This window comes from Sphingomonas sp. Leaf343 (genome assembly GCF_001423765.1).
In the GTDB taxonomy this organism is placed as follows: domain Bacteria; phylum Pseudomonadota; class Alphaproteobacteria; order Sphingomonadales; family Sphingomonadaceae; genus Sphingomonas.
Window position 1 is genome coordinate 21,142 of the sequence record NZ_LMPG01000015.1, and the last position, 13,723, is coordinate 34,864.

General features: G+C 67.5%; 8 protein-coding genes. 7 read left to right on the top strand and 1 reads right to left on the bottom strand.

All coding sequences use genetic code 11. The features are described 5' to 3' along the window. Nucleotides 1–94: 94 nt before the first annotated feature. Nucleotides 95–1,300, bottom strand: a complete 1,206-nt coding sequence (locus tag ASG07_RS14350) for an acetyl-CoA C-acyltransferase (RefSeq protein WP_055848236.1) — start codon at nt 1,298–1,300, stop codon at nt 95–97. An 89-nt stretch (nt 1,301–1,389) separates the two neighbouring features. On the opposite strand from ASG07_RS14350, the gene ASG07_RS14355 reads away from it, so the two are divergent. The 7 genes from ASG07_RS14355 (at nt 1,390) to ASG07_RS14385 (ending at nt 13,678) form a co-directional block, all read left to right on the top strand. Next, complete coding sequence (locus ASG07_RS14355; RefSeq protein ID WP_201781037.1) at nt 1,390–1,638, top strand: hypothetical protein; 249 nt, start codon at nt 1,390–1,392, stop codon at nt 1,636–1,638. After that, a complete protein-coding gene (locus tag ASG07_RS14360; RefSeq protein WP_055848239.1) occupies nt 1,635–2,390 on the top strand; it encodes a prepilin peptidase in 756 nt (251 codons plus the stop codon). The genes ASG07_RS14355 and ASG07_RS14360 overlap by 4 nt, the downstream gene beginning before the upstream one ends. Further along, entirely contained in the window at nt 2,387–2,830 is a 444-nt protein-coding gene (locus ASG07_RS14365; protein WP_055848243.1) for a hypothetical protein, read from the top strand. Before ASG07_RS14360 ends, ASG07_RS14365 begins: the two co-directional genes overlap by 4 nt. Before the next feature lie 129 nt (nt 2,831–2,959). Next, complete coding sequence (locus tag ASG07_RS14370) at nt 2,960–5,140, top strand: autotransporter assembly complex protein TamA (protein ID WP_236694697.1); 2,181 nt, start codon at nt 2,960–2,962, stop codon at nt 5,138–5,140. Then, nucleotides 5,140–9,408, top strand: a complete 4,269-nt coding sequence (locus ASG07_RS14375) for a translocation/assembly module TamB domain-containing protein (protein WP_055848246.1) — start codon at nt 5,140–5,142, stop codon at nt 9,406–9,408. Before ASG07_RS14370 ends, ASG07_RS14375 begins: the two co-directional genes overlap by 1 nt. Nucleotides 9,409–9,917: 509 nt before the next feature. Further along, complete coding sequence (locus ASG07_RS14380; protein WP_156361893.1) at nt 9,918–11,237, top strand: EAL domain-containing protein; 1,320 nt, start codon at nt 9,918–9,920, stop codon at nt 11,235–11,237. After that, a complete protein-coding gene (locus ASG07_RS14385) occupies nt 11,234–13,678 on the top strand; it encodes a tetratricopeptide repeat-containing sensor histidine kinase (protein WP_156361894.1) in 2,445 nt (814 codons plus the stop codon). Before ASG07_RS14380 ends, ASG07_RS14385 begins: the two co-directional genes overlap by 4 nt. The last annotated feature ends 45 nt before the right edge of the window (nt 13,679–13,723 follow it).

The window sequence follows — 13,723 nt, forward strand, 5'->3', positions numbered from 1 at the left end:
GCCGGCCCAATTGGCAACCAGAGAGAGCGGAGGGGTGGATGCCGGAATGAACCCGGCATGACGGGGGCGGTTGATGAAGCCAGCCAATTCGCCGTCAGATCATCTCCACCGCGACCGCAGTCGCTTCGCCGCCGCCGATGCAGAGCGAGGCGAGGCCACGCGTGCCGCCGGTGGTTTCCAGCGCAGACAGCAAGGTCGCGATCACGCGCGCGCCGCTCGCGCCGATCGGGTGGCCCAGTGCGCAGGCGCCGCCATGGACGTTGACCTTGTCGTGCGGCAAATCGAGGTCGCGCATCGCGATCATCGGGACGACGGCGAAGGCTTCGTTGATCTCGAACAGGTCGATCTCCGATGCGGTCCAGCCGGCCTTGTCCATCGCCTTGCGCATCGCGAATACGGGAGCGGTAGTGAACTGGGCGGGCGCATGCGCGTGCGCGGCGGTCGAGACGATGCGCGCGATCGGCGTGAGACCGAGGCGATCGGCGACCGACTGGCGCGTCATCACCAGCGCCGCCGCGCCATCCGAAATCGAGGAGGCGTTGGCGGCGGTGATCGTGCCGTCGCGGCTGAAGGCGGGCTTCAGCGTCGGGATCTTGGCGACATCGCCCTTCGCCGGCTGCTCGTCGAGCGTGATCGTCGCGCTGCCCTTGCGGCCCTTCACCTCGACCGGCACGATCTCGCGATCGAATGCGCCGTCTTTTTGCGCGGCCTGCGCGCGGTGCAGCGACTGGATCGCATAGTCGTCCATCTGCGCGCGGGTGAACTGATATTCGGCGGCGCTGTCCTCGGCGAAATTGCCCATCAGCTTGCCGGGTTCGTACGCGTCCTCCAGCCCGTCGAGATACATATGGTCGTACATCGTATCGTGACCGATGCGCGCGCCGGCACGGTGCTTCTTCGACAGATAGGGGGCGTTGGTCATGCTCTCCATCCCGCCCGCGACGAGCAGGTCGACGGAGCCGGCCGCCAGCGCCTCCGCGCCCATGATCGCAGCCTGCATCCCCGATCCGCACATCTTGTTGACGGTCGTCGCCTCGACATGATCGCCCAGACCCGCACCGATCGCCGCCTGTCGCGCCGGGGCCTGGCCGAGGCCGGCGGGAAGGACGCAGCCCATATAGATGCGCTCGACATCGGCGGCGGCGACGCCCGCCCGCTCGACCGCGCCCTTCACCGCCGCGGCACCCAGTTCTGTCGCGAGCGCGCCCGACAAACAGCCCTGGAACGAGCCCATCGGCGTGCGGGCGTAGGACAGGATCACGACGGGGTCGTTGACGGGGTTCGCGACGGGGTCGGGCATGACGGCTCTCCGGGAGTTTTTCTTTGCGCGCGATCTAGCGTTGAGCGGGGTCAATGGCAAAGCGGCCCGCCCCGGTTACACCGTCCGGCATGGAAACATTGACGGACGGCATCAAATGGTATGCCTCGCTTTCCGGCATCCTTGCCGCGTTCATGGTGTCGCTCGATCTGGGGCGGCGGTTGACGGGATGGGGGTTCGTGATCTTCGTGACGTCGTCGGTGGCGTGGTTCACAGGCGCATGGATGACCGAGGACTGGGCGCTGGGGACGCAGAATACGGTGTTGTTCGGGATCAACCTGCTGGGCGTGTACCGATACCTGATCCGGCGTGACGGATGAGCGAACCTGCGTTCTGGGCGCTGATCCTGGGGGGGCTGGGTACGATCGTCGGCAGTTTTTCGGCCGCGCTGGTGCTGCGCTGGCCGGAGGGGCGGTCGGTAATGACGGGCCGGTCGGCATGCGACGGATGCGGCCGGACGCTACGTGCCCATGAACTGGTGCCGCTGCTGAGCGCGGCGATCCAGCGTGGGCGATGCCGGAGTTGCGGTGCGCGGATCGATCCGTGGCACTGGCGGATCGAGGTGGCGGCGGTGCTGGTCGGAGCCGGCGCGGGGCTGATCGCACCGGGACCGGAGGCGGTGGCGGGTGCGGTGTTCGGGTGGCTGCTGCTGGTGCTGGCGGCGCTCGACTGGCGGGCGTTCTGGCTGCCGGACCGGTTGACGGCGCTGCTCGCGCTGGGCGGCATCGCGGGCGCGGCGGCGGGGCTGGGCCCGGTGCCGGAGGATCGGCTGATCGGCGGTGTGCTCGGCTTCGGGCTGCTCTGGACGATCGCGACGGGCTATCGGCTGATCCGGCGGCGCGACGGGATGGGCGGCGGCGATCCCAAGCTGTTCGGGGCGATCGGCCTGTGGCTGGGATGGCGGCCCTTGCCGGCGGTGCTGGTCGTCGCGGCGCTGATCGGGCTGGGCATCGTGCTGGTCCGGCATCTGTCGGGAAAGGCGGTTGCGCGCGACGATGCGTTGCCGCTGGGGACGCTGATGGCGCTGGCGGCTTATCCGGCGTGGCTGATGATGATAGGGATGGCGGCATGATCGCGCTGCTCCCGTTGCTTCTGCAACTCGCCCCCGTGCCGACACCGGCCCCCCTGACGGTGCCGATCCCCGGCACGCTGCCCAAACAGGCGCTGCCGGGCAAGGGGTGCGCGGTGTATCTGTGGAGCGCGGAGGACCGGCGGCTGGTGGCGATGGCGGGGGCCGAGCCGGCGGCGCTGCGGCTGGTGCTGGACGGCAAGATCGTCGACATCGCACGCGCCGAGCAGGCGGGCGGCGCGGGCTTCGGCTTTGCGGACAGCACCACCTATCGGCGCGACGACATCACCGCGACGCTGACGTTGCAGATCGCTACCCGCAGCGATCTGGTCGACGGTGCGATCGTGCCGACGGCGACGCTGAGCGTGACCAAGGGCGGCGGCGATGCGCTGGTCGTGCCGGTGGGCGGATTGATCGGATGCGCGAAAAGCCCGACGCCGTGAAACCAAGCCTAGTTTAGGGCGTTGGGCGATAAGCGAAGGTATACCGAACACGGATGCCGGCGTGAAAGGGGTTCTGTGTTCAGCCTGACCGTACGTTCTCGTCGACATTACTGGCTCGCCGTGGCGTTGGTGGCATCTGCCCCGGCGACGGCCCAACTGTCGCAGCCCGGCGTCGCGCCGGCGCGTGGCCCCGATGCCCCGAAACCTTCCACGATCCCCGCTCAGGTCGAGCCGGGGACCGTACCTTCCGCCGATCAGGGCGATCCGAACGGCAACGCCCCGATCGTGCCGGAAGCCGAGTTCGACGCCGCCCTGCCGCCATTGTCGGGCGACATCAACGCGCCGCTGGAGGCGATCGGCAGGATGACCGCGCCCGTCACGGGTGCCGCGTCCCCGCTGCCCGCGCCGACGACGAACCAGCCGGTCGCGACCGGCGACACGCTGCCCCCGGTCGGCCCGGAGGATCCGGAACTGGCCCGCCCGCTGCCGCCGATCGGCAGTTTCGACACGACGCCGCTGGAAACCGCCGTCGTCGCCAATCCGGACACGCCCGAAGTCCGGTACGAGACGACCCTGAACGGCCTCGACAAGCTGGAACTGGCGGACGAGTTCAAGTCGCTGTCGGCGCTGAACGAGGGCGACGGCAAGGCGGCTAATACTGCGCAGATCAGCGCGCGGGCGCGCGAGGACGAGGCGCTGGCGGTGCGGCTGATGCAGTCGCTGGGCTATTACGACGCGACGGCGCTGTCGACGGTGGAGTCCGTGCCGAACACGCCGGGCCGGTTCCGCGCGGTCATCACCGCATCGCCGGGACGCCTGTATACGCTATCGTCGATCAAGATCCTCGCCGATCCGGTGGTGCCGGAGGACCTGCTGACCCGCAACCTGCCGCTGAAGGTCGGCGATCCGATCGAGGCGGCGCGCATTCAGGGCGCGGAGGCCAATGTCAGCCTCGTCCTGCCGCAACAGGGCTATCCGTTCGTCAAGGTCGGCGAGCGCGACATCCTGCTGGAGGATCAGGCTCCGCAGGCGACCGGCGCGTACACGCTGCCGGTCGACACCGGCCCCCGATCGTCGTTCGGCAAGCTGACGACGACGGGCGATACAGTGTTCGGCGTCGATCACCTGAACGTGTTCCCGCGCTTCAGGGAAGGGCAGCTCTACGACAACCGCCTGACCGACGATCTGCGCGACGCACTGGTCGCGACCGGGCTGTTCAACAGCGTCGCGGTGGAGCCGCAGCGTACCGGGCGCACGGGGCCTGACGGCACCGAGGAGGTCGATCTGCTCGTCCGCCAGAGCAAGGGGCCGGCGCGCACGCTGGCCGGCACGGCGGGCTATTCCACCGGACAGGGCACGCGGCTGGAGGGAAGCTGGCAGCATCGCAACCTGTTCCCCGACGAAGGCGCGCTGATCGGCACCGTTGTCGCGGGCACGCAGGAACAGGGTGCGGGCGCGACGTTCCGCCGGTCCAACGCCGGGCGGCGCGATCGCACCTTCTCGATCATCGCCAACGCCAGCCACCAGAATTACGATGCGTACGAGGCATTTATCGGCACGCTCGCATTCCGCTGGAGCTATGACTCCACGCCGATCTGGCAGAAGAAATTCACCTATTCGTACGGCGTCGAACTGACCGGCACGAACGAGGACGTGTATGATTTCGACCTCAACCGGCGTCGGCGCGGCACCTTCGGGATCGCGGCGTTGCCGGGGCAGGTCGTGTTCGACCAGTCCGACAATCTGCTCAATCCCACGCGGGGCTATCGTCTGAAACTGAACCTCAGCCCGGAAACCTCGGTGCGCGGTGGCGTGCGGCCCTATGTCCGGACGATGGTGGAGGGGACCTATTACTATCCCGTCAGCTCCAGTCTGGTCATCGCCGGTCGCGTGCGGGCGGGGTCGATCCAGGGCATCGACCGTGACGATCTGGCACCGTCGCGGCGTTATTATGGCGGCGGCGGTGGATCGGTGCGCGGTTACGGGTTCCAGCGGCTCGGGCCGTTCGAGCCGGTCAACCCCGCCGATCCGGAGGCGCGGCGGAACCCCGTCGGCGGTCGCAGCCTGAACGAGTTCGCGGTCGAGGCGCGCTACCGTTTCGGCAATTTCGGCATCGTGCCGTTCATCGATGCGGGCAACAGCTACGAGGATTCCTTGCCGACCTTCTCCGCGTTGAAGTTCGGCGCCGGTATCGGCGGGCGCTTCTACACCAATTTCGGGCCGTTCCGCATCGACGTGGCAACGCCCCTCAATCCGCGGCCGGGCGATGGCAAGGTCGCGCTCTATATTTCGATCGGGCAGGCATTCTGATGGCCGAGGATATGCCCGTGACGCAGCCCTCCACCCCCGAGACGCGCGGCACGACCGGGATCAGGCCGCCGCTGTGGCAGCGCATCCTGAAATGGCTGGGGCTGGCGATCGTCGGCCTTATCGTGCTGGTTCTGCTGGTGCTGTTCGGGATTAATACCGATCCCGGCCGGCGGTTCGTCGCGGACCAGATCGGCGGCTATACGACGGCGTCGGGCCTGAACATCAAGGTCGGGCGGATCGACGGCTCTCTCTACGGCAGGATGACGCTGTCCGACCTGCGCGTCAGCGATACGCAGGGCGTGTTCCTCGACAGCCCGCGGCTGGCGGTCGACTGGCGGCCATTCGCGTTCGCCAGCAATCACGTCGACGTACGTTCGCTGGAGGCGGGCACCGTCACGATGCGGCGCAAGCCGGTGCTGAAGCAGACGCCGAGCGATCCGAACGCGCCTTTGTTGCCCGATCTCGACATCGACGTGAACAGTCTGAAGGTCGGGCGCTTCGTGCTGGCCGCACCGGTGACGGGGCAGGCGCATATCCTGTCGATCGACGGCGTGGTGCATATCGCCGATCGCCGCGCGCAACTGGTGGCAAAGGCCGCCGCGCTGCGGGGGCCGGGCGTCGCGGGCGGCGACCGGCTGGCATTGAAGATCGACGCGGTGCCGGACCAGAACAGGCTGGACGTGAACGTCAAGCTGCAGGCCCCCACCGGCGGTGTCGTCGCGACGATGGGCGGGCTGAAGCAGCCGCTGACGGTGTCGGTGGATGGCCGTGGCAGCTGGGCGTCGTGGCAGGGCCGGGCGCTGGCGACATTGGGCGGAGGGCCGCTGGCAAATCTGAACCTGTCGGCGAAGAGCGGCCATATCGAGGTTCGCGGCACCACGCGGCCGGGCCTTTACCTCGAAGGACCGGTCGAGCGGCTGACCGCGCCCGATCTTCAGGTGGCGATCGACACGACGCTGAACGACCGCAAGGCGGACACGCGCATGACGCTGAAGTCCGACGCGCTGGCGGTGGATGCGGGCGGTCTGCTCGATCTCGCCAACAGCCGGTTCGGCAATTTCGCGGTCAATGCGCGGTTGCGGACGCCGGGCGCGATCGCACCCAATCTGCGCGGACGCGATGTGAACGCGCGCGTGGTACTGGATGGTGCGTTCGCGACGCCGACGGTGGATTACAAGATTTCCGCGGCGGCGATCGGGTTCGGGGAGATGGGCGTCGAGAACCTTTACGCCGAAGGTCTGGCACGCGTGAACAGCGACCGCATCCTGGTGCCGGTCAATGCCCGTGCGCGCCGCGTCGTCGGTCTGAACGCAGCGGTCGGCGGGCTGGCGAACAATGTCCGCATCAACGGCGATTTCGCGATCTCGATGCCGAACATCCTGTCGGACAATCTGCGCATCCGGTCGGACAACATCGACGCCACCGCGATCGTCGTCGCGAACATGCAAACCGGTCGCTACACCGGCGCGCTGAAGGGTCGGGTCAACAACTACCGCGTCGATTCCGTCGGAATCCTTAATATCACGACCGATGCCAGGCTGGTGCCGGGTCCGAATGGAGGCTTCGGCATCACCGGGCGCGTCGCGGCGCAGACGACGCAATTGTTCAACGACGGCGCCCGCAACTTCCTTGGCGGCAATGCCGTAGTGCGTGCCGACATCGGCTACAGCCCGGAAGGCGTGGTCACGTTCCGCAACCTGCGGATGAACGCGCCGCAGTTCCGCATCACGCGCGGACAGGGGCGTTTCGACCCGAAAAACGGCGCGGTCGCGGTAGAGGCGGATGCTGTCTCCACCCAATATGGCCCGCTATTCGCGCGCGTCACCGGCTCGGCCACCGCGCCCGTGGTGGTGCTGCGCGCGCCGCGCCCCGGCGCCGGGGTCGGGCTGGTCGACCTGAACGCCCGCGTCGTCGGACGCGGGGGCGCTTACGCGGTCACCGCAAGCGGCGGCACCGACTATGGGCCGTTCACCGCCGACGTGCTGGTCCGTCCGGGCGCGCAGCTCGCTGTCGACATACGGCGCGTGGTGTTCGCTGGCATCGTCGCGAACGGTCGCGTCGTGCAGACGGCGGCGGGGCCATTCTCGGGCGCGCTGCTGTTCAACGGGCGGGGGATGAACGGCAACGTCAAGCTTGCCAATCAGGGCGGGTACCAGCGCGCCGACGTCGCCGCGCGCGCCTATAACGCGACGGTGCCGGGGCAGGTGGATTTCACCATCGGCCGCGCGATCGTCGATGCCAGCATCGTGCTGCTGCCGAACGCGCCACAGGTCGTTGCGGACGTGCAGCTGGCCGATATGCGTTATGGCCCGACGGTCATCCAGTCGGCCCGTGCGAAGGTGAACTATGTCGGCGGGCGTGGCACCGCGCAGGCCCTGCTGACCGGGTCCAACGGCGTGCCGTTCCGCGTGGCGGTGAACGCGAAGCTCAGCCCGAACGATTACCTCGTCGCGTTGCAGGGCATGGCGAACAGCATCACCTTCAGGACGGCCAACCCGGCCCGCATCCGCGCGGATCGCGGCACGTACCGGCTAGCCCCTACGCGGATCGACTTCGGTGCGGGACAGGGCGGCGGTGCGGGCGGATCGGTGCGACTGGCGGGTGCCTATGGCAGCGCGACCTCAGCGCAGGTGCGGCTCGATCGCCTCGACCTCTCCATCGCTTCCGCTTTCGTGCCCAATCTCGGCGTATCCGGCACGGCGACGGGCAGCCTCGATTATACGCAGGCATCGGGGGCGTCGTTCCCGACGGCGGATGCGCGCATCACCGTGTCGCAGTTCCGGCGCACCGGCCTTGCGGCGGTGTCGACGCCAGTCGACGTCGTGTTCGCCGGGCGGTTGCAGGGCGACGGCGGTGAAGCACGGGCGCTGGTCAAGAGTGGGCCGACCGTCGTCGGACGGATGCTTGCGACACTACGGCCGTTGCCGCCGGGTGCCGGATCGTGGACGACGCGGCTGATGTCGGCCCCGCTGGGCGGCGGCATCCGGTACAATGGTCCGTCCTCGCTGCTGTTCTCGTTCGCGGCATTGCCGAATCAGCAACTGACCGGCCCGATCGCCGTCGCCGCGGATTTCGGCGGACAGGTGTCCGCGCCCCGGCTGAATGGCCTGATACGGGCGGACAACCTGACCTACGACAACGAAGCGTTCGGTACCCGCCTGTCGCGGATGCAACTGGCGGGACGGTTCAACAACGACCGGCTGGAGATTACGACGCTGAACGCGCGGGCCGGTGACGGCACCGTGCAGGCGAAGGGTTCGATCGGGCTGGCGGCGGACAGCGGCTATCCCATCGACCTGACCGCGACGCTGGACAACGCCCGTCTCGCGAACAGCGACGCGCTGGCGGCGACCAGCAGTGGAACGGTGCGTCTGACGAACGGGCCGCAGGGCGGCCTCATCCAGGGCGAGTTGACGATCCCGAACGCACGCTACCAGATCATCCGTCAGGGGCAGGCGGAGGTTCCGGAGTTGACCGGGATCCGTCGTCGCAGCCAGATCCGCACTCCGCGCCCGACCGATCGTCCGGCCGCGAACGCCGCGCCGGTGGGGCTGTTCAAGCTCGACCTGCGCGTGCGGGCGGAGAACCAGCTGTTCGTGTCCGGCATGGGACTGGAATCCGAATGGGAGATGGACCTGCGCATCGGCGGCACGTCGGCGGCACCGGTCATCACGGGCGGACTGGATCTGGTCCGCGGCACCTATTCGTTCTCCGGCAAGCGGTTCGAGGTGAATCGCGGCACGATTCGCTTCCGCGGCGGTGCGTTGACCGATCCGGACATCAACATCCAGGCGACGACGACGACGGACGGGATCACCGCGGTCATCAACGTCACGGGTACTGGCCAGCGTCCGCAGATCAGCTTCACCTCGACCCCGAACCTGCCGCAGGACGAGGTGTTGAGCCGCCTGCTGTTCGGGACCAATCCCGAAAACCTGTCGGCGACGGAGGCGATCCAGTTGGCGTCCGCCCTGAATTCCCTGCGCGGGTCAGGCGGCGGCGGGCTGAACCCGCTGGGCAAATTGCGCTCGGCGACCGGGTTCGATCGCCTGCGCGTGCTGGGTGCCGACGAGGCGACCGGGCGCGGTACCAGCCTGGCGGCGGGCAAGTACCTGACAGACAACATCTATGTGGAGATCGTCACGGACGCCCGCGGCTTCACCGCGACGCAGTTGGAGATCGCGCTGACCAAGGCGCTGAGCCTGTTGACCTCGACCGGATCGTTCGGCGGATCGAGCGGCAGCTTGCGCTATTCGAAGGATTATTGACGATGAGCGGGTGGTGCAGATTGCATCGCCCGCTTCGCAGCACGAGTCTGCCGCGCCGACGGCGCACGGGCGATCGCCGCATCCGGCAGAAGCCGCTGCGTTGGGTAATCCGGTGATGCGATCAAATGGCCGACGTTGCGGTCCGTCCGCCTCTGGAAGCGGATATGGTTACGGTGTCGCCGCGCCGTTCGCGCCGGGCGATGGAGATTCGGCCCGGTCCCGCTTCATTAACCTGACCGGGACCAGGCCGAGCCTTTTACCAGGGACGAACGCCGTCGAGATGGACGAGCGCGAGAATGAAACGCAGCATGTATTTTCTCCCATAGGCGCCTCGTTGGACGCCTCGACAGGATTAATGCACGCTTCACCATTAGACAACCGGTTGCAGCGGGACTTGCGACGACCCGAGATGAAGCTCGGCTTAACGCAATTTTCATCTGCCGGTCGCTAGGGGATGAGGTGATGAAGCGCGCGTTCCCTCTTGCGGCGGCTGCGACCGTGACCCGGCAGTGAGCGGCCCCGTCGCTCCCACGCCGATCCGTCGTATCGATGGTGGCGGGACGGCGTCGATTACGCCGGATATGGCGACCGCCGGCTGCTGCGCACTGATCGTGCTAACGATTTCCAATTTTCCCATCCTGCGCCGCCACGTCGGGATCGCCCGTGCCAACCGGCTGGCGGAGAACGTCGCAACCCGTATCGGGGAACTGATCGACGGCGGCATGATCGTTGCCGCCGGGCGCGACCGTATCGAGGTGTCGCTAAAGACGGCTGACGCCGACGACATCGACGCCACAGTGGCGCGGCTCGATGCGGCATTCGAAGCGGCTTTCGATGTCGATGGCGAGCCTTATTCCGTAGAACTGGTGCTGGGAGCTGCGACCTTGCCCGCCGCCCTGCAGGACGACGTTCGCCTGCTGGACGAAGCCGAGCGAGCGTCCGAGGCGGCGCGTGAATCGCGTGCGCCGGTGGTACGCCATCTGGGCCGGGGCACCGCGCCGCCCGACCGCGCCAGTCTGGGTCGCGATCTGCGCGATGCGATCGGCAAGGGCGAGCTGTTCCTGCAATATCAGCCCAAGCTGCACCTCCGGCGACAGGTCGTGTCGGGCGTCGAGGCGCTGATCCGCTGGCGGCATCCGGTACGCGGACTGGTAATGCCGGGCGACTTCATCGCGCTGGCGGAAGAATCGCACGACATCGTCGACCTGACGGTGTGGACGATCCAGCAGGTCATCAAGGATCAGCGCATTCTGGCGGCCGGCGGCCACGACATACCCGTGTTCGTCAACATCTCCGGCGTGCTGCTCTCCGATGCCCGTTTCGTCCGCCGCGCCTGCGCGCTGATCGAGAGCAGCGGCGTCAAGATCGGGTTCGAAATCACCGAGACGGCCGTGATCCGCGACCCGCAAAGCGCGATCGGGCACCTGAAGACGTTCGCGGACATCGGCATCGTCATCGCGATCGACGATTACGGTGCCGGCCTGTCGTCGTTGGCTTATCTAAAGCAGTTGCCGGCCAGCGAGTTGAAGATCGACAAGCTGTTCGTCACGCAATTGACCAGTTCCAACCGTGATCCGCTGATCGTGCGATCCACGATCGATCTCGCGCACGCGATGGAGATGGAGGTCGTAGCCGAGGGTGTCGAAACGGCGGCGGCACTGGCGTTGCTGTCTGTAATGGGCTGCGACGTGGCACAGGGTTTCCTCATCAGCCGGCCGGTCGATCTGCCGGTTCTGTTCGAGTTCCTCGCCAATGACGGCGCACGTGCGTTTGCGGGGGCGCCGGCCAAATTGTTGAACCTGTCGGTCGGTCACCGACGCGCATCATGAGGGCGCGGTCGCTGCTCGCGGCGGTGCTGCTGGCCGTGACATCAATGATGGCCTGGCCTGTCGCCGCCAGCCCCGTTCCGGTGCTTCCCGCAGCCAAGGCTGCTGCTGCCGGGGTCGAGCGTGCCAAGGCGGCTATGCTGTCCGACGTGTCCTCCGCGCGAACGATCGCAAGGCTGGCGGCGGCGCAAGCGCGGTCGGTGCAGTCCGATCCTACCGCGCGCGTCACGCTGGCGACCGCTCTCTGGTTGCAGTCGGAAGCAAGCCTGCGGCTCGGCGATGAGGCGGATGCGGATAGGTTTCTGGCGGGCGCCTATGCCATTATAGCCAGATCGCGTCCGGAGTCCCAGTTGATGGGGGACATCCTGCTGACCCGGGGCGGCGTTCACGGCACGAAGAACGAGCCTGCGGGGGCTCTGAAGGATTATCAAGACGCCTATCGCATATTTCGGGCGCTCGATAACGATCGCAGCCAGGCGATCGCGCTGCTGCTGATCGCCAGCCTCTACAGCGACGCCAAGGACAGCGACGGAGCCCAGCGCTATCTGAAGCAGGCGCTCGACACCTATAGCGGCGATCCGGGGCTGATGATCGCGCTGCACAACGGGCGCGGCGCGGCGTTGCAGGAACTGCAGCGCTTCGACGAGGCGTACCAGCAGCTCCGCCTCGCGCTGAACGATGCCGCGGAGCTGAAAAGCGCGTCGATGCGGATCCGCATCCTCGTCAACCTCGTCCGCAACCGGCTGAAGGCGGGGAAGGTCGCCGAGGCCGACCGGTTGATCGTGGAGGCGATGACGGTCAGCGCGAGCGGCGATGCGGCCAGCTGGCGACCGCAGGTGCTGGCCGTCGCGGCGCAGGCCGCACTCCAGCGGGGCGACCTGTCGCGGGCGGCCAATCTGATCGATCGCAGCTTTGCGGGTGTCGACTTGCGCACGACGACGCTGAGCCTGCGCGAGCCGCACGAGACGGCGTACACCGTCTATCGCCGGATGGGCCGCACCGACCTCGCGCTGCCGCACCTGGCGGCCATGAAGCGGATCGACGACGACGCCACGCGGCTTGCGACCACGACCAGCACCGCGCTGATGGCGGCGCAGTTCGATTTCACCAATCAGGAACTGCGCATTGCGACGTTGCGCGGGCAGGAGTTGCAGCGGCGCATCGAACTGGAGCAGACCCGCGCCAGCACGCAGCGGACGATCTTCTACGGCGGTGCCGGGGCAGCGGCGATCATCGTCGGTCTGCTCGTCTTCGCACTCGTGTCGATCCGTCGCAGCCGTGACGACGTACGCGCCGCCAATGCCGAACTGGGGGAGAGCAACGCCGCGCTGTCCCGTGCGCTGGCCGCCAAAACGGAATTCCTTGCGACGACCAGCCACGAGATCCGCACGCCGCTGAATGGCATCCTCGGCATGACGGACGTGATGTTGTCGGATCCGGGCCTGGCACCGCTGATGCGGGACCGGCTGGGCGTCGTTCGCGGTGCCAGCGTGACGATGCGCGCGCTGGTCGACGATATCCTCGACGTCGCCAAGATGGAGACGGGGAACCTGACGATCGAGGATGCGACGTTCGATCTCGCCGCGACGCTGGCCGATTCAAGCCGGTTGTGGGAGGAACAGGCGCGAGCGAAGGGCGTCAGGTTTGTCGCGCAGCTCGATGCGTGTCCTAGGTGGGTGATCGGCGACGCGGCACGGGTGCGGCAGGTTGTCTTCAACCTTCTGTCGAATGCCCTGAAGTTCACCGAACGCGGCGATGTGACCCTGACCGCGAAAACGGCGGACGATACGGTGCAGATCGCCATCGCCGACACCGGCATCGGCATCCCGGCCGACCAGTTGGGCCAGATCTTCGAATCCTTCCGGCAGGCGGATGCGAGCACGACACGCCGATACGGAGGCACCGGACTGGGCCTGACGATCTGCCGCAAACTGGCGCGGGCGATGGACGGCGACGTGACGGTGAGCAGCGTGCCGGGCGAGGGTGCGACGTTTACCGTCACGCTGCCGCTCCGCACCGCGCCGGCCCCGATGATCGGCGTCCGCCCGGCCGACGTGCCCGACCTGCTGATCGTCGAGCGCAATCCCATCGCGCGCGCGATGTGGACATCGCTCTTCGCACGCCACGCCGGCCGTATCGGCTTCGCGGCCAGCGCGGATGAAGCCGTCGGTCTGCTGGCCAATGGGCCGGTCGCGCGGGTGTTGATCGACGATGCCACGGTCGCCGCCAACGCATCCGATATCGCGCGAATCGCCACCGCGGCGGGTGCGGGGGAGACGACATTGCTGTGGAAAAACGCTCATGATGTGAGCAGCGTAACCGAGCGGACCGGCGTCACGCGCGTCGTTATGCGGCCGGTGGCGGGGGCAACGCTGATCGATCGGCTATTTGTCGCACAAACTGTTGCCTCCGGTACGGATCGACTTGTGTCCGAGCCGGCTTGACGCGTATCAAAGCGTATGACCCGATCAACACAGCTTCTCCCGAAC